Genomic DNA, 22,000 nt, shown 5'->3' with positions numbered 1-22,000 from the left:
TCCACGGCATGCCGAACGACAACAAGCTCGTTGACTACCTGAAGTGGGTCACGAACGACTTGCACCAGACCCGCCAACGGCTTCGGGAGGTCGAGTCCGCCCAGCAGGAGCCCATAGCCATTGTCGGGATGGCCTGCCAGCTGCCGGGTGGCGTTCGATCGCCGGAAGAATACTGGCAGTTGTTGAAGGACGGCCGGGACGGCATCTCGGCGTTCCCCACGGATCGCGGCTGGAACCTCGACGTCCTGGCCGGCGACGGAAGCGGCAGCAGCGCGACTGCCGAGGGCGGCTTCATCGACGCCGCCTCGTTCGACGCTGACTTCTTCGGCATCTCGCCCCGCGAGGCTGTGACGATGGACCCCCAGCAGCGCATCCTGCTGGAGTCCTCCTGGGAAGCACTGGAGCGCGCCGGGATCGACCCCATGTCCCTGCGGGGCACCGACACCGGTGTCTTTGTGGGTACGAGCGGTATCGACTACACGAATACCGTGATGAACTCCCGTGAGGACATCGAGGGGCACGGCAGCACCGGTCTCATCGCCAGCATCCTGTCCGGCCGGGTCTCCTACAGCTTGGGCCTGGAGGGCCCGGCCGTCACCCTCGACACCGCATGCTCCTCCTCACTCGTCTCACTGCACCTGGCGTCCCACGCGCTGCGCTCCGGGGAGTGCTCGCTGGCGCTGGCCGGAGGGGTGACGGTGATATCGACGCCGATGAGCTTCGTCGGATTCACCAGGCAGGGCGGGCTGGCGGCGGACGGCCGGTGCAAGGCTTTTGCCGACGCGGCCGACGGCACCGGGTGGTCGGAAGGCGTGGGCGTCTTCGTCGTGGAGCGGCTGTCCGACGCCCGCCGCAACGGGCACCCCGTCCTCGCGGTCGTACGGGGCTCGGCCGTCAACCAGGACGGTGCCTCCAACGGCCTGACGGCCCCCAGCGGGCCGTCGCAGCAGCGGGTGATCCGGCAGGCGCTGGCGAGCGCCGGGCTGTCGGCGTCGGACGTGGATGTGGTCGAGGCACACGGCACGGGCACGCCGCTCGGCGACCCGATCGAGGCCCAGGCGCTGCTGGCCACCTACGGCCAGGACCGCGATCCCGAACGCCCGCTGCTGCTGGGGTCGGTGAAGTCCAACCTCGGCCACACCCAGGCGGCGGCCGGCGCAGCGGGGCTCATCAAGGTGATCCTGGCGATGCGGCACGGCGTCCTGCCGAAGACGCTGTACGCCGATGTGCCGTCGTCGCATGTGGACTGGTCGTCCGGTGCGGTGGAACTGCTGACGGAGTCCCAGGAGTGGCCCAAGGCCGACCGGCCGTGGCGGGCCGGCGTGTCGTCGTTCGCCATCAGCGGCACCAACGCCCACGTCATCATCGAGCAGGCACCGGCAGCAGAGGAGCCCGACGACGAGGCAGGGCCGCGGACCTCGCCGTCGGCCGTGCCATGGCTGGTCTCCGCGAGGTCCGAGGAGGCACTGGCCGCGCAGCTTGAGCGGATCTCCGCGCTGACCGACCAGTCGCCGCTCGACCTGGGCTTCTCGCTGGCGACCACCCGGGCTCACCTGGAGCACCGTGCGGTGCTGCTGTCCGAGGGCGACGAAACCGTCGAGGTGGCGCGCGGGTTCGCCGAGCACACGGCCGGGAAGCTCGCGGTGCTGTTCTCGGGGCAGGGCGCGCAGCGGGTCGGCATGGGCCGCGAGCTGTACGGCCGGTTCCCGGTGTTCGCCGAGGCACTGGATGAGGTGCTGGAGCAGTTCGACGGTGAGCTGTGGGATCTGCGTGCGGTGATGTTCGGCGACGAGGACGGCCTGGACGAGACCGGGTTCACGCAGCCCGCGCTGTTCGCCATCGAGGTGGCACTGTTCCGGCTGGTGGAGTCCTGGGGGATCCGTCCGGACTTCGTGGCCGGGCATTCGATCGGTGAGATCGTGGCGGCGCATGTGGCTGGTGTGCTGTCGCTGGCGGACGCGTGCACGTTGGTGGCTGCGCGGGCGCGGCTGATGCAGGCGCTGCCCGCGGGCGGTGCGATGGTGGCGGTCCAGGCGACGGAGCGTGAGATTGCGCCGCGGCTGACGGACGGGGTGTCGATCGCGGCGGTCAACAGTCCCGAGTCCGTGGTGATCGCCGGGGACGAGGCCCAGGTGCTCCGTATCGCCGAGGAGGTGGCGGCCGAGGGGCGGAAGACCCAGCGGCTGTCGGTCAGCCACGCCTTCCACTCGGCGTTGATGGAGCCGATGCTGGCGGACTTCCGACGGATCGCCGAGGGCCTGTCGTTCAAGGCGCCGCAGATCCCGGTCGTCTCGAACGTGACCGGCGAGCTGGCCACCGAGGAGCTGGTGTGCTCGGCGGACTACTGGGTCCGGCACGTCCGGGAGACGGTGCGCTTCGCCGACGGTGTAGGTGCCCTGGCGGCCGAAGACGTCGACCTCTTCCTGGAGTTGGGTCCGGACGGTGTGCTGACGGCGATGGCCCAGCACAGTCTTGACGGTGCGGACGCCCAGGTGGCCGTATCGGCCCTGCGCAAGGACCGTCCCGAGGAGACGGCCCTGCTCACGGCCCTGGCGCGGCTGCATGTTGCGGGTGTCGGGGTGGACTGGGCCGCCTGGTTCGCCGGCACGGGTGCCCGCCGCGTGGATCTGCCGACCTATCCCTTCCAGCACGAGCGGTACTGGCCCCGGCCTGCCGCGCTGTCGGGGGACGTGACCGGTGCGGGCCTCCTCCCGGCGGAGCACCCGCTGCTGGGTGTGACGCTCACCCTCGCCGATTCCGGCGAGGTGGTGTTGACGGGCAGGCTGTCGCTGCAGGCGCACCCGTGGCTGACCGACCACACCATGGGCGGCAGCGTACTCTTCCCGGCCACCGGCTTCCTGGAGTTGGCGATGCGCGCCGGTGACCAGGTCGGCTGCGACCGGGTCGAGGAGTTCGTCCTGCTGTCGCCGTTGGTGCTCACGGAGGAGAGCGCGGTGCAGGTCCAGGTACTGGTGGGGCCTGCTGATGATGCGGGTGCGCGGACGGTCTCGGTGCATTCGCGCCCTGACGGCGCTTCCGACGAGTCGTGGATGCAGCACGCGCACGGCACGCTGGCGAGCGGTGAGCGGATCGGGGACTTCGGTTCCACGGTCTGGCCCCCGCAGGACGCGGTGAGCGCGGATCTGGAGGGTTTCTACGACGGGACCGGGTACGGCCCCGCCTTCCAGGGGCTGCGTTCGGTGTGGCAGTGCGCGGACGGGGCCTACGTGGAGGTGGCGCTGCCGGGTCAGGTCGCCGAGGAGGCCGGGTCCTTCGGTCTGCATCCGGTACTGCTGGACGCGGTGTTGCAGTCGCGTCGGATGGCCGGAGTCGGCACTGCGGGGGACCAGTTCCTGCCGTTCGCGTGGCGGGGCGTGTCGCTGCATGCCGGGGGTGCGTCGGTGCTGCGGGCGCGGGTGGTGAAGACCGGTGAGGATTCGGTGTCCATCACGGCCGTCGATGTCGAGGGCGCGCCCGTCCTGTCCGTCGAGGAGCTCGTCCTGCGCGGCCAGCAGGCCGATGCGGACACCTCATTGCCGGCACGGCGCGGCGCTGAAGGAGACGCGCTGCTGTCGTTGGACTGGGTGGCGGGCCCCGAGGTGCAGCCCGCCGAGGTGCGGTGTGTGTCCCTGGGCGCGGACGAGCTGGGTGTGGGTGCGTCGGTCGCGTCCCTGTCGGAGCTCACCGGGGACGAGGACCTTGTGGTGGTTCCCGTGTCCGGTACGGGCGATGGCGTGCCTGCCCGTAGCCATGAGCTGACCGCCCGGGTCCTGGGTGTGCTTCAGGAGTGGCTGGGCCGGGCGGGGGCGGGTGCTTCGCGTCTGGTGTTCGTCACCCGTGGCGCCGTCTCCGCCTACGCTGGTGAGTCCGTGGCGGATCTGGCCGGTGCCGCGGTGTGGGGTCTGGTGCGTTCGGCGCAGTCGGAGAACCCGGGACGGATGGGACTCCTGGACTTGCAAGACCACGGTGGGGGAGAGGGCCTTGCCGGGGTGTTCGCGGATCTGCCGGGTCTACTGGCTGCCGGGGAGGGGCAGTTCGTGGTGCGCGATGGTGCGGTCCGCGTAGGGCGTTTGGCTGAGCTGGGTGGCAGCCCGGGGGTTGTACCGCGGGAGTGGGCACCAGAGGGCACGGTGCTGATCACGGGTGGCACCGGGGGTCTGGGCCGTGAGCTGGCCCGGCATCTGGTGGCCGAGCGTGGTGTGCGGCATCTGCTGCTGGTCAGCCGGAGTGGGCCCAAGGCGCCTGGTGTGGGTGAGCTGCGAGAGGAACTGGCCGCCTACGGTGCCGAGGTGGCGGTCCGTGCGTGTGATGTGGCGGACCGGGAGGCGGTGGAGTCGGTCGTCGGCTCGGTGTCGGCCGCACATCCGCTGACCGCTGTGATCCACACGGCCGGTGTGCTCGATGACGGTGTGGTCACTTCTCTGACGCCCGGGCGGCTGTCGGCCGTACTGCGTCCGAAGGTGGATGCGGCCTGGAATCTGCACGAGGCGACCAAGGATCTCGACCTGGCCGCGTTCGTGCTGTACTCGTCCATCTCGGGTGTGGTCGGTTCTCCGGGGCAGGGCAACTATGCGGCGGGCAACGTGTTCCTGGATGCGCTTGCCTCGCACCGGGCGGGGCAGGGGCTGCCCGCGCAGTCCCTGGCGTGGGGTGCCTGGGCCCAGGGCGGGGGGATGACCGCCGCGCTCTCGGACGCGGACATGCAGCGGATGGCCTCGTACGGGACCGTCCCGCTCAGCCCGGAGCGGGGACTGGCGCTGTTCGACGCGGCTGTCGCGACCGGCGCGGCGCATCTCGTCGCGGTCGGCCGGGCTTCCGGGCCGGTGCGTGCCCAGGGTCCGGTGCCGCCGGTGCTGCGGGGTCTGGTCAAGGGGGCCCGGCGGATGGCCGCGCGCGCCGCGGGCGGCACGGACACGGCGGTGTCGCTCGGTGACCGGCTGCGGGCTGTACGTCCGGAGGAGCATCTGCGTCTGATGACCGACCTCGTACGGACCGAGGCCGCCGCCGTGCTCGGACACGCCTCGGACAAGAACATCGACTCCCGGCGGGAGTTCTACGAGCTCGGCTTCGACTCGTTGACCTCCGTCGAACTGCGCAACCGACTCGCCGCCGCCACGGGCCTGCACCTGTCGGCAACCGTGGTCTTCGACTCCAAGACCCCCGCCGACCTCGCAGCCCGGCTCTACGGCGACCTGGCCGCACAGTCGTCCCTGGACGGCTCCGCTTCCCCTACGGGCCTCCTCCCGGCCGCCGCACCCGAGACCGACTCGCTGGAGCGGCTGTTCCTCGACGCTTTGGACAGCGGCAAGATCCCGGAGGCCCAGCGCATGCTGTCCGCCCTCAGCGCCCTTCGTCCGAGCTTCGAGAACACCGCCGAACTGGAGGATCTGCCACTGCCGGCCACCCTCGCCGAGGGCTCCGGCACGCCACGGCTGATCTGTGTCAGCACGCCCACCGCCAACGGCGGCGTACACGAATACGCCAGGCTCGCCGCACCCTTCCGGGGTGAGCGGCACGTCAGCGCGCTGCCGCTGGTCGGCTTCGCCACGGGGGAGCGTCTGCCGGCCACCCCCGAGACCGCGGTGCGGGTCATCGCGGAGAGCGCGCTGCGCGCGAGCGACGGTGAACCCTTCGTCCTGGTCGGGCACTCCTCTGCCGGAGCCTTCGCCTACCTGGCGGCGGCCCTGCTGGAGAACACCTGGGGCATCAGGCCCGATGCCGTGGTGCTGCTGGACACCATCAGCATCCGGCACGAGAACAGCGAGGCCATCGACTACAGGGGCCTGATGCGACGCCACTTCATGGTCGACGAGGTCTCGCCGGTACGGATGACGAACTCCAGGCTGTCCGCCATGGCGCGCTGGATGGGCATGCTGAACCAACTCCACGTGCGGCACACGACCGTTCCCGTACTGATCGTCCGTGCCACGAAGGAGACCTTCGGCCTCGAGACCGTCACCGGCCTCGACGACGAACAGCACGGCGGCCCGGTCCACGTCCGCAGCGTGGACGCGGACCACTTCTCCATGCTCCGCGACGACGCCCCGGACACCGCGCGGATCGTCAAGGAATGGCTCGACTCCCTCGGCAACGCGTAACCGCGTGATCGAGTAACAACGGCACGGAAGCAGAACGCCACGGCGGGCGGCCACCAGGCCGCCCGCCGTTCCCTCGCGGTTCCGTACGCCGTTGCCTACGTCGTGTCAGGCTCCGGAACTCCCGCCCCTACCAGGTGATCCGGAGCTCGGCGAAGCCGCCCGACAGCTGGCCCTCCTTCAGACGCAGCTGCTCCACCGGAAGCTCCAGGCGCAGCTCCGGCAGACGGGTGAACAGCTTGGTGAACATCGTCTTGAGCTCCAGGCGCGCGAGGGGGGCGCCGATGCAGTGCCAGATGCCGTGGCCGAAGGACAGGTGCGGATTGGGGGTCCTGGTGACATCGAACTGCCCCGGCCCGGTGAACGCCCGCTCGTCGAAGTTGGGCAGGCCGAGGTCGAACAGGACCAGTTCTCCGGTCCGTATCGTCACCCCGCCGAATTCCATGTCCTCGCTGGCGTAGCGCGGCGGCAGGACCGACCCGCCGGCCCGGGCGGTCCGCAGCACTTCCTCCACGGCGCGCGTCATCACGTCGGGGTCGGACAGCGCCGCTGCGCGCTGGTCGGGGTGGGTGGCCAGCAGCACCACACCGTTGTCCATGATGCTCGCGACGCTGTCCAGCCCGGCGAACAGCAGCCCCATGGCCAGGTGTGCCACACGCTCCTCGGGCAGCTCGCCGGCGGTCAGGCGGGAGATGATGTCGGGGCCGGGCTCGGCCCGCTTCTGCTGGACCAGCCCTTCCACGTACGTGAGCATGTCTCGCTGAGCCTGTGCGGCGCCCTCACGGTCGTCCAGCAGGGCGAGACCGGCCAGCAGCGAGGTCAGCTCCGCACGGCGTTGCGGCGGCACTCCGATGACATCGCAGAGCACCGTGAGGGCGAACGGCACGGAGAGCTTGCCGTGCATGTCACCGGGAGACCCCTGGGCGATGAACGCGTCCAGCAGGGTGTCCGCGGCCTCCTCCACCTTCGGCTGCATTTCCAGCACGCGCCGGGCCGAGAACATCGGTGTGAGCAGGCGGCGGGTCTCGGCGTGGTGCCGGCGTTCGGTCTCGGCGTCGTTGTCGCTGATCAGCAGCTCCAGGAACGGGCTGCGTACGTACTGCGCGGCGGAGGCCGGGTCGGGGTGCGTGTGGCCGAGGCGTTCGTCGTGCATCAGCTGCTTGAGCTCGGCGTGGCGGGTCACCAGCCATGCCTCGTCCCCGGCCGGTGTGCGTACCCGGTGGATCGGCCCCCGGTCCTGCAAGGCGCGCAGGAGCGGGCTCAGCTCCAGCATCTTGGGCGGTTCGAGGTCGAGGCAGGGCAGGTCTTGGAAGGCAGCGGTCATAGGGAGGCCCCTTACATGTGCTTCATGACGTGACACGTGAGGCGTGACGCTAGCGACCTCGGGACCGGGAAAACCCTATAAATGGGCCGGGTTCGGCCCTTCTGCAGGGAACGTGTGCCGGGTCGGCGCGAGGCCTTCGGGGACGGGAGCGTCTTCTAGGGAAACCCGCAGTCCGCCTTGTACAAGATGGCGGGGAAACGGTCGGACGTGCGTGTCGGCGCTCTGTGCCCCAGGTCCGGCATTCCACCGAGCGATTGGCGTCCTGATGTCGAACGAGGAGAAGCTGCGCGATTACCTCAAGCGCGCGATCGCGGACCTTCACGAGACTCGTCAGCAATTGGACGAGACGGAGGCGAAGCAGAGGGAGCCCATCGCGATCGTCTCGATGGCCTGCCGCTTCCCCGGCGGCGTCCGCTCGCCCGAGGAGCTGTGGGAGCTGCTGCGCGACGGCGTCGACGCGATCTCCTCCTTCCCCCGCAACCGCGGCTGGGACCTGGACGCGCTCTACGACCCCGACCCCGCCCACCAGGGCACCGCCTACGCCCGCGAGGGCGGATTCCTGCACGAAGCGGGCGAGTTCGACCCCGGCTTCTTCGGGATCTCGCCGCGCGAGGCGCTCGCCATGGACCCCCAGCAGCGGCTCCTCCTGGAGACCGCGTGGGAAGCCGTCGAGCGGGCGGGTATCGACCCCGAATCCCTCACGGGCAGCCGCACCGGCGTATTCGTCGGCACCGGCCACGGAGGGTACGACGCCGAGGGCGGCCGACGGACCGACGAGGTCGGCGGACACCTGCTGACCGGCAATCACATCAGCATCGCCTCCGGCCGCATCTCCTACGTCCTGGGCCTGGAAGGCCCCGCCCTGACCGTGGACACCGCCTGTTCCTCGTCGTTGGTCGCCCTGCATCTGGCGGCGCACGCGCTGCGGCGCGGCGAGTGCTCCATGGCGCTGGTGGGCGGCGCGACCGTGATGTCCACCCCGCAGATGTTCGTGGAGTTCTCCCGCCAGCGCGGGCTGGCCCCCGACGGCCGCTGCAAGCCGTTCGCGGCGGCCGCCGACGGCACCGGCTGGAGCGAGGGCGTCGGCCTGCTGCTGGTCGAGCGGCTCTCCGACGCCGTCCGCAACGGCCACCCCGTACTCGCCGTGGTGAAGGGCTCGGCCGTCAACCAGGACGGCGCGTCCAACGGTCTGACGGCCCCCAACGGCCCCTCGCAGCAACGCGTCATCCGCCAGGCCCTGACGGACGCCGGTCTGGCCGGCGGCGACGTGGACGCCGTCGAGGCCCACGGCACCGGCACCACGCTCGGCGACCCCATCGAGGCCCAGGCGCTGCTGGCCACCTACGGGCAGCAGCGCCCCGCGGACCGCCCCGTGCTGATCGGCTCCATGAAGTCCAACATCGGGCACACCCAGGCCGCCGCCGGTATCGCGGGCGTCATGAAGATGGTCCTGGCGATGCGGCACGGGTGGCTGCCCGAGAGCCTGCACCTGGACGAGCCCACCGGCCACGTCGACTGGAGCGAGGGCAACGCCAGACTCCTCGCCGGGCCCGAGCCCTGGCCGGGCGCCGACCGGCCCCGCCGCGCCGCCGTCTCCTCCTTCGGCATCAGCGGCACCAACGCCCACGTCATCCTGGAACAGGCCCCCGCCCCCGACCCCGAACAGGCCCCCTAGACGGCCCCCGAGCCGGCCGCCCGGCCCGACGCGCTGCCCTGGATCCTGTCCGCGCGCACCCCCGAGGCCCTGCGCGCCCAGGCCGAACGCCTCGGCCGCCACATACGGGACCGCGCCGACCTCGAACCGGCCGCCGTCGCCCACGCCCTCGCGGACACCCGGGCCCTGATGGAGCACCGCGCCGTCGTCGTCGCGGGCGACCGGGAGGCCTTCCTGCGCGGCCTGGACGCCCTCGCGGCGGACCGCACCGCCACCGGCCTGGTCAGCGGCGCCGCCGCCAAGGCCGCCACCGCGTTCCTCTTCACCGGGCAGGGCTCCCAGCGCCTTGGCATGGGACGCGAACTTCACGCCGCCCACCCCGAGTTCGCCAAGACCTTCGACGCGGTGTGCGCCGAGCTCGACCGGCACCTGGACCGGCCGCTGCGCGACATCGTCTTCGCGGGGGAAGGCACCGCGGAGGCCGCCCTGCTCGACCGGACCGCCTACACCCAGGCCGCGCTCTTCGCACTGGAGACCGCCCTGTTCCGGCTCGTCGAATCCTGGGGCGTGACACCGCAGTTCGTCGCGGGCCACTCCATCGGCGAGCTCACCGCGGCCCACGTCTCCGGCGTCCTGACCCTCGAGGACGCCGCACGCCTGGTCGCCGCGCGCGGCACCCTCATGCAGGCGCTCCCCGAAGGCGGCGCCATGGTCGCCATCCAGGCCACCGAGGAGGAGATCCGCGCCTCCCTCGCGGGCCACGAGGAGTACGCCGCCCTCGCCGCGGTCAACGGGCCCGACTCCACGGTCATTTCGGGTGACCGGGAGACCGTCACCGAGATCGCCGCCCACTGGGAGGCACAGGGACGCCGCACCAAGCGGCTGCGCGTCAGCCACGCCTTCCACTCCCCGCACATGGACGGCATGCTGGAGGACTTCCGGCGCGTCGCCCGCGACCTGGACTTCCACGCCCCCCGCATCCCCGTGGTCTCCACGGTCACCGGCGCCCTCGCCACCGAAGAGGAACTGCGCTCGCCCGACTACTGGGTCGGACAGGTCCGCGAAGCCGTCCGCTTCTGCGCCGCCGTGCGTACGCTCGAAGCCGAGGGCGTCACCACGTTCGTGGAGATCGGCCCCGGCGGCGTGCTCACGCCCATGGTCCAGGACTCCCTGACCACCCTCGAAGAGCCCGCCGCCTCTGTCCCCCTTGTCCCCGCTGTCCCCCCTGTTCTGGTATCTCTCCTGCGAACCGGCCGCCCCGAAGCACCCGCCCTCACCGAGGCCGTCGCCACCGCCTTCGCGCACGGCACCCGCGTCGACTGGTCCGCCTGCCTCGGCACGCCCGGCACCACCCGCGCCGACCTGCCCACCTACGCCTTCCAACGCCAGTGGTACTGGCTGGACCCGGCCGATACGGAGGGCCGGGAACCGGCCGCCGCCGAAGCGGGCGAGGCAGGATTCTGGGAAGCCGTCGAACGCGAGGACCTCGAAGAGCTGACGGCCGTCCTGGCCATCGACGGCAGCGAGGCCGACTCGCTTGGCAGCCTCCTGCCCACCCTCTCCTCCTGGCGCAAGCAGCGCAGAACCCAGGCCGCCGCCGACCGCTGGAGCTACCGCACCCACTGGACCCCCTGCACCACCCCCGGCGGTCCCGCCGCCACCGGCCACTGGCTCGTCGTACTGCCCGGCACCGCCACCGACGACCCCTGGACCATCCGCCTCCTGGACGCCCTGCGCGACCAGGGCCTGCACACCGACATCCACGTACTGCCGGACATCGACGAATCCGCCGAATCCGCCGAACCCCTCGCCCGCCCCGACACCCCCGTCGACGGCGTGCTCTGCCTCCTGGCCCTCGACGAGCGACCGCACCCGCACCTGCCCTCCGTACCGCGCGGCGTCGCCGCCACCACCGCGCTGCTGCACACCCTGGAGACCTCGGGCATCCGGGCACCCCTGTGGTGCGTGACCCGCGGCGCCGTCGCCGTCGACCGGCGCGACCCCCTCACCAACCCCGTACAGGCCCAGCTGTGGGGCCTTGGGCGCGTGATCGCCCTGGAGTCCCCGCAGAGCTGGGGCGGCCTCGTCGACCTCCCCGAGAACCTGGACGCACGGGCCGTACCCGCGCTGCTTCGCACCCTCGCCTCCGAGGAGGACCAGGTCGCGATCCGCCCGGCGGGAGTCTTCGCCCGCCGCCTGGAACGGATCACACCCGGCGGCGACACCGGCGCCCAGTGGCGGGCCCGCGGCACCGTCCTGGTCACCGGCGGCACCGGTGCCCTCGGCGCCCACGTCGCCCACTGGCTGGCCGACGCCGGAGCCGAGCACCTCGTACTCACCGGCCGCCGCGGCCTGGAGGCCCCCGGCGCACCGGAACTCGCGGCCGCGCTCACCGAGCGGGGCCTCGGCGTCACCGTCGCTGCCTGCGACGCCGCCGACCGCGACGCCCTGGCCGCCGTCCTCGCCGACATCCCCGCACACCTGCCCCTGACCGGCGTCGTCCACGCAGCAGGCGTGCTGGACGACGGCGTACTGGACGCACTCACCCCCGAGCGCTTCGAGACCGTACTGCGCCCCAAGGCCACCGCCGCACAGAACCTGCACGAACTCACCCGGGACCTGGACCTGGACCACTTCGTGCTGTTCTCCTCGATCGTCGGCGTCCTGGGCAACGCCGGACAGGCCAACTACGCCGCAGCGAACGCCTACCTCGACGCCCTCGCCGAACAGCGCCACCGGCAAGGGCTCCCGGCCACCTCGGTGGCCTGGGGCCCCTGGGCGGGCCACGGCATGGCCACCGACAGCGACGCCGCCGACCGGATGAGCCGCGACGGACTGCTGCCCCTGGCCGCGGCCCCCGCGCTCGCCGCCCTGCGCCAGGCCCTCGCCCAGGGCATGACGCACGTGACCGTGGCCGACATCGACTGGAGCGCCTACGCCCCCGCCCTGACCGCCGTCCGTCCCAGCCCCCTCATCGGCGACCTGCCCGAGGTCCGCCGCGCACTCGGCCCCGCCGACGGACCGCGCCGGGAACGCTCCCTCCTGCGCGACCGGATCGGCGCACTGCCGCCCGCCGAACAGGAACAGGCGTTCCTGACCATGGTCAGGGAAGAGGCCGCGAAGGTGCTCGGACACCCCTCACCGGATACCGTCGATGCCCAACGCGCCTTCCGTGAGCAGGGATTCGACTCGCTGATGGCCGTCGAGCTGCGCAACCGGCTCTCCGCCGCGGCGGGCCGGCGGCTGCCCGCCACCCTGCTGTTCGACCACCCCACCTCCGTCGCGGTCGCCGCGTACCTGCGCTCCGAAGTCCTGGGCGCCGCGGGGCCCGCCACGGTCGTGCGGGCGTCGGCCACCGCCCTCGACGAACCGGTGGCGATCGTCGGCATGGCCTGCCGCTTCCCCGGCGGCGTGAACTCACCTGACGCCCTGTGGCGGTTGCTGGCCGAGGGCGGTGACGCCATCACCCCCATGCCCGCCGACCGGGGCTGGGACCTGGACCGGCTCTACCACCCCGACCCCGACCACCAGGGCACCAGCTACGCCCGCGACGGCGGCTTCCTGGACGGCGCCGCCGACTTCGACGCGGACTTCTTCGGCATCTCGCCGCGCGAGGCCCTCGCCATGGACCCGCAGCAGCGGCTGCTCCTGGAAACCACCTTTGAAGTCCTCGAACAGGCGGGTATCGACCCCGAGTCCCTGCGGGGCAGCGCCACCGGCGTGTTCGCCGGCACCAACACCCAGGACTACAGCACGGTCCTGGACACGGCACAGGACGAGGTCGGCGGCCACCGGCTCACCGGCAACGCGATGAGCGTGGTCTCCGGCCGGGTCTCCTACACCTTCGGCTTCGAAGGACCGGCCGTCACGGTGGACACGGCGTGCTCCTCCTCGCTGGTGGCACTGCACATGGCGGCCCAGGCGCTGCGCCAGGGCGAGTGCTCCCTCGCGGTCGCGGGCGGTGTGACGGTGATGTCCACCCCATCCTTCTTCGTGGAGTTCGCCCGGCAGCGCGGGCTGGCCCCCGACGGCCGCTGCAAGCCGTTCGCGGCGGCCGCCGACGGCACCGGCTGGAGCGAGGGCGTCGGCCTGCTGCTGGTGGAACGGCTCTCCGACGCCGTCCGCAACGGCCACCCCGTACTCGCCGTGGTGAAGGGCTCGGCCGTCAACCAGGACGGCGCGTCCAACGGGCTGAGCGCACCCAGCGGCCCGTCCCAGCAGCGGGTGATCCGGCAGGCCCTGGCGAACGCCCAGGTGGCCGCCTCCGAGGTCGACGCCGTGGAGGCACACGGCACCGGCACCACGCTCGGCGACCCCATCGAGGCCCAGGCGCTGTTGGCCACCTACGGCCAGGAGCGCCCGCCGGAGAGGCCGTTGCTGCTGGGCGCGGTGAAGTCCAACCTCGGGCACACCCAGGCCGCCGCCGGTGTGGCGGGCGTGATGAAGATGGTGCTGGCGATGCGGCACGGCGTGCTGCCGCGCACCCTGCACGTCGACGAGCCCACCGCCCACGTCGACTGGACCGCGGGCGCGGTCGAACTGCTCACCGAGCGCACGGACTGGCCCGAGACCCGCCACCCGCGACGAGCCGCCGTCTCCGCGTTCGGCATCAGCGGCACCAACGCCCACGTGGTCCTGGAACTGCCCGCGACCGCGGAGAACGACGTGCCGGACACCGTCCCCCACGTGCCGGTCACCGCCTCCGACGTGCCGGTCACCGTCTCCGACGGCAAGCCCGCCGCCCCCGACGCGACCATGCCGCTGCTGCTGTCCGCCAAGAGCGAGAGCGCCCTGCGCGCCCAGGCGGCCCGGCTGCGCGACCACCTCGACCGCGAGCCGGCACCCCGCCTCAGGGATGCCGCGTACACCCTGGCGACCCGCCGCACGGCCTTCGCGCACCGAGCGGCCGTCCGCGCCGACGACCACGACGCCGCGCTGCGCACCCTGACCGCCCTGGCCGCGGGCGAGGCCGACCCCGCCGTGGACACCGGCACGGCCCACACCGGCCGGGACGCCGTCCTCTTCTCCGGCCAGGGATCGCAACGCATCGGCATGGGCCGGGAGTTGTACGCCCGCCACCCGGTCTTCGCGGAGGCGTTCGACGCGGTCTGCGCCGCCCTGGACGAGCGCCTGGACCGCGCCCTGCGGGACGTCCTCTGGGGCGAGGACGCGGAACTGCTGAACGAGACGGCCTACGCCCAGGCCGGGCTGTTCGCCATCGAGGTGGCCCTGTTCCGGCTCGTGGAGTCCTGGGGCGTACGGCCGCAGTACGTGGCCGGACACTCCGTCGGCGAGATCGCCGCCGCGCATGTCGCCGGGGTGTTCTCGCTGGCCGACGCCTGCGCGCTGGTGGCGGCACGCGGACGGCTGATGCAGGCCCTGCCCGCCGGCGGCGCGATGGCGGCGATCCAGGCCACCGAGGAGGAGGTGCTTGCGCACCTGACCGAGGACATCGCGATCGCCGCCGTCAACGGCCCCGAGGCCACGGTGGTTTCCGGCGCCGAGGCCACCGTCCTCGCGCTCGCCGCACGCTTCGCAGCCGAGGGCCGCAAGACCACCCGGCTGCGGGTCTCGCACGCCTTCCACTCGCCCCTGATGGACCCGATGCTGGCCGACTTCCGCGCCGTCGCCGAGGGCCTGTCCTACGGCGAACCGGAGCTGGCCGTCGTATCGAACGTCACCGGCGAACTCGCCCCCCGGGACCAGCTGCGCACCCCCGAGTACTGGGTGACCCACGTCCGCACCGCGGTCCGGTTCGCCGACGGGATCCGCGCCCTGCGCGCGCAGGGCGTGACGCGCTTCCTGGAGCTGGGGCCCGACGGCACGCTCTCGGCCATGGCGCGCGAGTCGCTGCCGGACGGGGACTCCGCCGACCGGAGCGCTCCCGAGGAGACCGTTCTCGTCCCCGCCCTGCGCAAGGACCGCCCGGAGCAGGCGACCCTCCTCGCGGCCCTGACACAACTGCACGTGTGCGGCGCCGAGATCGACTGGACCGCGTACCTCGCCCGTACGGACGCACGCGCCATCGAGCTGCCGACGTACGCCTTCCAGCACCAGCGGTTCTGGCCGACCCCCGACCACACCCGCACCGGCGACATCGGGGCCGTCGGCCTCGAAGCGGCCGGGCACCCGCTGCTGAGTACCGCCGTGGAACTGCCCGACGGCGACGGCGTGCTGTTCACCACGCGCCTGTCGCTCGCCTCCCACCCCTGGCTGGCCGGGCACGTCGTCATGGGCTCGGTCCTGCTGCCGGGCACGGCATTCGTCGAACTCGCGATCCGCGCCGCCGACGAGGTGGGCTGCGACCGCGTCGACGAACTGACCCTGGCCGCCCCGCTCGTCCTGCCCGAGCACGGCGGCGTGCACCTCCAGCTACGCGTGGGCCCCGCCGACGAGTCGGGCCGCCGCACCCTGAGCGCACGCTCCCGGCCGGAGGGCGACGGCGACCGCCTGTGGACGCAGCACGCCACCGGCGTCCTGGCCACCGGGCAGCAGACGGCCGGAACCGACCACGACGTCTCCGCCGGATCCTGGCCGCCCGCCGACGCCGAACCCGTCGACCTGACCGACCTCTACCCGCGCCTGGCCGACCGCGGCTTCGACTACGGCCCGCACTTCCAGGGCCTGCGCGCCGCATGGCGCCGGGGCGATGAGGTGTTCGCCGAGGTCGCCCTATCCGCCGAGGCCGAAGCCGACGCGCCCGCCTACGGACTGCACCCGGCGCTGCTCGACGCGGCCCTGCACGTCGTCACCTTCAACGGAATCGACCAGGGAGTCGTGCCCTTCTCCTGGGAAGGCGTCTCGCTGCACGCCTCCGGCGCCTCGGCGATACGGGTCAAGGTCACCCGGCACAGCGGCGACACGGTGTCCGTGGACGTCGCCGACACCGCGGGCGAACCCGTCGCCTCCATCGGCACCCTCGTCCTGCGGGGGGTCTCTGCCGACCGGCTGGAAGGCGGCGCGAGCCCGGTCGGCAGAGACGCGCTGTTCCGCCTGCAATGGAATCCCGTACGCCTGCCTCCGGCCGGGTCCGCCCCGTCCGTGGCCGCGATCGGCTCCCTCGACCCCGCTTTCTCCATCCGCCTTACGGACCCCGCCGACCGCTTCACGGATCTGGCGGCCCTGGCCGGGGCGGGCCGGGTGCCGGACGCGGTGCTGGTGCCCGTGACGCCCGGCTCCGGTGACGTCGTGGAGTCGGCGCACACCACGGCGGCCCGGGCGCTGGAACTGGCTCAGGCGTGGCTGGCCGACGACCGGTTCGCCGCCTCGCGCCTGGTGTTCGTCACGCGCGGCGCGGTCTCGGGCGCGAATCTCGCGGGCGCCGCCATCTGGGGCCTGGTCCGGTCCGCCCAGTCGGAGAACCCGGACCGCTTCGGCCTGATGGAACTCGACCCCGAGGCCCCTGAAACCGAAACCGCCGAAATCACTGAAACTGCTGAAATCCCCGGAACCACCGGAACCACCGGAACTACCGGAATCACCGACGCCGAAGCGGCGATCCTGCCCCGGGCCTTGGCCTCGGACGAGCCCCAACTGCTGGTGCGCGGCAGCGAGGTGCTGGCGGCGCGGCTGGCCCGGGCGCAAGCACAGCGCGCCATCGCCTGGGACACCGAAGGAACGGTCCTGATCACCGGTGGCACCGGCGGCCTCGGGCGCGTGCTGGCACGCCACCTGGCGGCCGAACACGGCGTGCGGAACCTGCTCCTGGTCAGCCGCCGCGGCCCGGCGGCCGAGGGCGTCGAAGAGCTGGTCGCGGAGCTCCGCGGGAGCGGCGCCGAGGCCGCCGTAGAGGCATGCGACGTGACCGACCGCGCCGCCGTGGACGATCTGATCTCCCGGCACCGGATCGGCGCCGTCGTGCATACGGCCGGTGTCCTGGACGACGGAGTGATCGGATCGCTGACTCCGGAGCGGCTCGCGGCCGTACTGCGTCCGAAGGTGGACGCGGCCTGGAACCTCCATGAGGCGACGAAGGGTCTCGATCTGGACGCTTTCGTGGTCTTCTCGTCCGTGGCGGGCACCCTCGGCAGTCCCGGCCAGGCCAACTACGCGGCGGGCAACACCTTCCTGGACGCCCTGGCGCACCACCGCCATGCGGCGGGCCTGCCTGCGACGTCGCTGGCGTGGGGCCCCTGGTCCCAGGACGGCGGCATGACCGGCACCCTGTCGGACGCCGACCTCCAGCGCATCGCCCGCCAGGGCATGCCCGAACTCACCCCCGCACAGGGCATGGCCCTCTTCGACGCCGCGCTGGCCGCCGACGACGCCCACCTGCTCCCCGTCCGCTTCGACCTGGCGGCACTGCGGGAGCAGGGAGAGGTGCCCCCGCTGCTGCGCGGGCTGATCCGGACCCGCGCCCGGCGCTCGGCGGTCGGCGGCTCGGCCGCGGTAGCCGGTCTGGTGGGACGCCTGAGCGGACTGGGCACGGTTGAGCGGCGCGAGGTGCTCCTGGACCTGGTACGCGCCCAGATCGCGGTGGTCCTGGGCCACGCGAGCCCGGAGACGATCAACCCGACCCGCGTCTTCCAGGACCTCGGCTTCGACTCCCTGACGGCCGTCGAACTCCGCAACCGCCTCAACAGCGCGACCGGCCTGCGCCTTTCGGCCACGGCCGTCTTCGATTACCCCACGGCCGACGCGCTCGTCGGCTTCCTGCTGGACGAGCTGTTCGGCGCCGAGGCCGAGGCCGCGCTGCCGGCCCGGGCGCCGGTGCCGACGGGGGCGGGGGCAGCCGAGGACCCGGTGGTGATCGTCGGGATGAGCTGCCGCTACCCGGGCGGTGTCGCCTCTCCCGAGGACCTGTGGCGGCTGGTGTCGGACGGCGTGGACGCGGTGTCCGACTTCCCCGCCGACCGCGGCTGGGACGTGGAGACCCTCTACAACCCCGACCCCGAGGTGCTCGGCACCTCCTACACCCGCACCGGCGGATTCCTCCACGAGGCGGCGGACTTCGACCCGGAGTTCTTCGGCATGAGCCCGCGCGAGGCGCTGTCGACGGACGCCCAGCAGCGGCTCCTGCTGGAGACGACCTGGGAGGCGATCGAGCGGGCGGGGATCGACCCGGTGTCGCTGCGCGGCAGCCGGACGGGCGTCTTCGCGGGCGTGATGTACACCGACTACGGCGACATCCTCGTCGGCGACCAGTACGAGGGCTACCGCAGCAACGGCAGCGCGGCCAGCATCGCCTCCGGCCGGGTCTCCTACACCTTCGGCTTCGAAGGCCCCGCCGTGACCGTGGACACGGCGTGCTCGTCGTCGCTGGTCGCCCTGCACTGGGCGGCGCAGGCGCTGCGCTCCGGCGAATGCTCCCTTGCGGTCGCCGGCGGTGTGACCGTGATGTCGACCCCGACGACGTTCGTGGAGTTCTCGCGGCAGCGGGGGCTGTCGGCTGACGGCCGGTGCAAGGCGTTCGCCGACGCGGCCGACGGCGTCGGCTGGGGCGAGGGCGTGGGCATGCTCGTGCTGGAGCGCCTGTCGGATGCGCGCCGCAACGGCCACCAGGTGCTCGCTGTCGTACGCGGCTCGGCCGTGAACCAGGACGGCGCGTCCAACGGCCTGACGGCGCCGAACGGCCCGTCGCAGCAGCGGGTGATCCGTCAGGCACTGGCGAGCGCCGGTCTGTCCACCGCTGAGGTGGACGCGGTGGAGGCGCACGGTACGGGTACGACGCTGGGCGATCCGATCGAGGCCCAGGCGTTGCTGGCCACGTACGGTCAGGACCGGCCGGAGGACCGGCCGTTGCTGCTGGGTTCGGTGAAGTCCAACATCGGTCATGCGCAGGCGGCTTCGGGCGTCGCGGGTGTGATCAAGATGGTGCTGGCGATGCGCCACGGCGTCCTTCCGCGGACGCTGCACGTCGATGCTCCGTCGTCGCATGTGGACTGGAGTGCCGGTGCCGTCGAGCTGCTGACGTCCCCGGCCCGGTGGCCGGAGGGTGACGGGCCGCGCCGCGCGGGTGTCTCCTCCTTCGGCGTCAGTGGTACGAACGCGCATGTGATCCTGGAACAGCCCGAGCCGCTCGCGGCCGAGGCCGGGGCGGACGCCCCGGCGACCGGGCCCGGCTCGCTGCCGTGGGTGCTCTCCGGCAGGAACGAGGCCGCGCTGCGCGGCCAGGCGGCGCGCCTGCTGCCCCTGGTGGTGGGCCGGGAGGACCTGCCGGCGCGGGACATCGGCTACTCACTGGCGACGGGCCGGTCGAGCTTCGCCCACCGCGCGGTGGTCTGGGGCGAGGACCGGGAGGACCTGGTACGTGCCCTGTCGGCCCTGGCGGTCGGCGAGGCCGACGCGGGCGTGGCCGAGGGCCCGGTCACCGCGGGGAGGTCGGCGTTCCTGTTCTCGGGCCAGGGCGCGCAGCGGCTCGGCATGGGGCGGGAGTTGTACGGCCGCCACCCGGTTTTCGCGGAGGCGTTCGACGCGGTGTGCGCCGGGCTCGACGAGCACCTGGACCGCCCGCTGCGGGACGTCGTCTGGGGTGAGGACGCGGAGCTGCTGAATCAGACCGCGTACGCCCAGGCCGGGCTGTTCGCCATCGAGGTGGCCCTGTTCCGCCTGCTGGAATCGTGGGGCGTGCGCGCGGACTTCGTGGCGGGGCACTCGATCGGCGAGGTGGCCGCGGCCCATGTGGCGGGTGTGCTGTCGCTGGCGGACGGGTGCGCGCTGGTGGCGGCCCGTGGCCGCCTGATGCAGCAACTCCCCGCCGGTGGGGCGATGATGGCGATCCAAGCCGCCGAGGAGGAGGTGCTGCCGCTCTTGGGGCAGGGGGTGTCGGTCGCGGCGGTCAACGGTCCGTCGTCGGTCGTGGTCTCCGGCGCCGAGGACGCGGTGCTCGCCGTCGCGGCGCACTTCGAGGGGGAGGGGCGCAAGACCAGCAGGCTGCGGGTCTCACACGCCTTCCACTCGCCCCTGATGGAACCGATGCTGGAGGAATTCCGCGCGGTGGTGGCGCGGCTGTCCTTCGGCCCGCCGACGACCCCGGTGGTGTCGAACCTGACGGGCCGGATCGCCGAGCCCGGACAGCTCGCCTCCGCCGACTACTGGGTCCGCCACGTCCGCGAGGCGGTGCGTTTCGCGGACGGGGTGCGGGCTTTGCAGGCGGAGGGGGTGACGCGGTTCCTGGAGCTCGGGCCGGATGGTGTGCTGTCGGCGATGGCCCGGGAGTCGGCACCGGAGGAGGCCGTGCTCGCTCCCGTACTGCGCAAGGACCGGCCCGAGGAGACGGCGCTGCTGGGTGCCCTGGCGCAGCTGTACGTCCGGGGCACGAGCGTGGATTGGGCGGCGCTGTTCGCCGGTACGGGTGCGCGGTGGGTGGACCTGCCGACGTACGCGTTCCAGCACGAGCGGTACTGGCCGTCGGGCGGTGTGGCGCGGTCCGGTGATGTGCGGTTCGCGGGCCTGGGTTCTCCGGGGCATCCCTTGCTGGGCGCGGCGGTGGAACTGGCGGGTTCGGGTGGGCTGTTGTTCACCGGGCGGCTGTCGGTGTCCTCGCATCCGTGGCTGGCGGACCATGTGGTGCTGGGGTCCGTGCTGGTGCCGGGGACGGCGCTGGTGGAGCTGGTGCTGCGGGCGGCCGACGAGGTCGGCTGCGATCGGTTGGAGGAGCTGACGATCGTCGCGCCGCTGGTGCTGCCCGCGTCGGGTGGTGGCGTACAGGTGCAGGTGTGGCTGGGGGAGGCGGACGGTTCGGGTCGCCGCTCGGCGTCGGTGCATGCGCGCGAGGGCGAGGGCCCGTGGACGCTGCACGCCGGCGGCGCGGTGACCACGGGGGCCGAGGTGGCCTCCTTCGATGCCGCCGTATGGCCTCCGAAGGGCGCCGAACCCCTCGACGCGGCAGGCTGCTACGACACACTCGCGGATGCCGGGCTCACGTACGGCCCGGCGTTCCAGGGCCTGCGGGCGGCCTGGAAGCTCGGCGAGGACATCTACGCCGAGGTCGGGCTCACCGAGGGCACCGACGGCGACGCCTACGGTCTGCACCCCGCGCTCTTCGACGCCGCACTGCACGCGGCGGCATTGGGTGGCGGGGGAGCGGGCGGAATCCCGTTCTCGTGGACCGGAGTGTCCCTGCACGCCTCCGGCGCCTCGCACCTCCGCGTCCGTATCCGCGACGCGGGCAGCGGAATGTCGGTCGCGATCGCGGACTCGTCCGGTGCGCCGGTCGCCTCGGTGGAGTCGCTGGTGGTACGTCCGCTCTCGGCCGGGGAGTTGCAGACCGCCCACCGTGACGCCCTCTTCAAGGTCGACTTGGCCCCCGTCCCGCTCACGGACGAGCGCGTCGCACTCGGCACCGGTCCGGATGGCGAGCCGTTGCGGACGTACGCGGATCTGGAGCCCCTGAAGCAGGAAGCCGCCCCCGGTGCCGTCCTGGTCGCGCCGCCCGTCGGCACCGCCGGAACGGTGGAGTCCGTACACGCCGCGGCCGCCTGGGCGTTGGAGATGGTGCAGTCGTGGCTGGCCGACGACCGGTTCGCTGCCACGCGTCTGGTGTTCGTGACGCGTGGTGCGAGCGCGGGCGGGGATCTCGCGGGCGCCGCTGTCCGGGGTCTGGTGCGGTCGGCGCAGTCGGAGAACCCGGGCCGCTTCGGCCTGGTGGATCTGGAGGGTGACGCCGATGTGACGGTGCTGCCGCAGGGGCTCGCGGCCGATGAGCCTGAACTGTTGGTACGCGGGAACGAGGTGCTGGCGGTCCGGCTGGCCCGGGCGCAGTCACAGCGGGGGACGGCCTGGGACACCTCCGGCACGGTCTTGATCACGGGTGGTACCGGTGGCTTGGGGCGCACGGTGGCACGCCACTTGGCGGCCCGGCACGGGGTGCGGAGTCTGTTGCTGGTCAGCCGCCGTGGTCCGGCTGCCGAGGGTGTTGAGGAACTGGTGGTCGAGCTTGCGGAGTACGGCGCGGAGGTCGTCGTCGAGGCGTGCGATGTGAGCGAT

The 22,000-nt window shown here is 72.7% G+C and carries 4 protein-coding genes; 3 read left to right on the top strand and 1 reads right to left on the bottom strand.

Annotated elements, in window-relative coordinates; genetic code table 11:
* Positions 1-8 precede the first annotated feature (8 nt).
* Positions 9-6,098, top strand: a complete 6,090-nt coding sequence (locus ACTWQE_RS22105; RefSeq protein ID WP_443330753.1) for a type I polyketide synthase — start codon at positions 9-11, stop codon at positions 6,096-6,098.
* 127 nt (positions 6,099-6,225) lie between these two features.
* On the opposite strand, the gene ACTWQE_RS22100 is transcribed toward ACTWQE_RS22105, so the two are convergent.
* Positions 6,226-7,419 carry a cytochrome P450 gene (locus ACTWQE_RS22100; protein WP_443330752.1) on the bottom strand — a complete coding sequence of 398 codons (1,194 nt, stop codon included), beginning with the start codon at positions 7,417-7,419 and terminating at the stop codon, positions 6,226-6,228.
* A gap of 265 nt (positions 7,420-7,684) precedes the next feature.
* Here ACTWQE_RS22100 and ACTWQE_RS22095 point away from each other — a divergent pair, with 265 nt between their 5' ends.
* Both ACTWQE_RS22095 and ACTWQE_RS22090 read left to right on the top strand, forming a co-directional pair.
* Positions 7,685-9,094 (top strand): type I polyketide synthase, encoded by a 1,410-nt coding sequence (locus tag ACTWQE_RS22095; protein WP_443330751.1) that lies wholly within the window; start codon positions 7,685-7,687, stop codon positions 9,092-9,094.
* A 33-nt stretch (positions 9,095-9,127) separates the two neighbouring features.
* Positions 9,128-22,000 (top strand): SDR family NAD(P)-dependent oxidoreductase (locus tag ACTWQE_RS22090; RefSeq protein ID WP_443330755.1); only part of this gene is annotated, 12,873 nt, incomplete at its 3' end.

It is taken from the genome of Streptomyces sp. 8N706 (assembly GCF_052245415.1).
Lineage (GTDB): Bacteria > Actinomycetota > Actinomycetes > Streptomycetales > Streptomycetaceae > Streptomyces.
Note: the sequence above shows the minus strand (reverse complement) of the source record. Positions and strands in the feature narration are given on the sequence as shown.

Excerpts from the sequence above, each read along its gene's own strand:
- ACTWQE_RS22105 (WP_443330753.1), top strand. The coding sequence starts at position 9 with ATGCCGAACGACAACAAGCTCGTTGACTACCTGAAGTGGGTCACGAAC.
- ACTWQE_RS22100 (WP_443330752.1), bottom strand. The coding sequence starts at position 7,419 with ATGACCGCTGCCTTCCAAGACCTGCCCTGCCTCGACCTCGAACCGCCC.
- ACTWQE_RS22095 (WP_443330751.1), top strand. The coding sequence starts at position 7,685 with ATGTCGAACGAGGAGAAGCTGCGCGATTACCTCAAGCGCGCGATCGCG.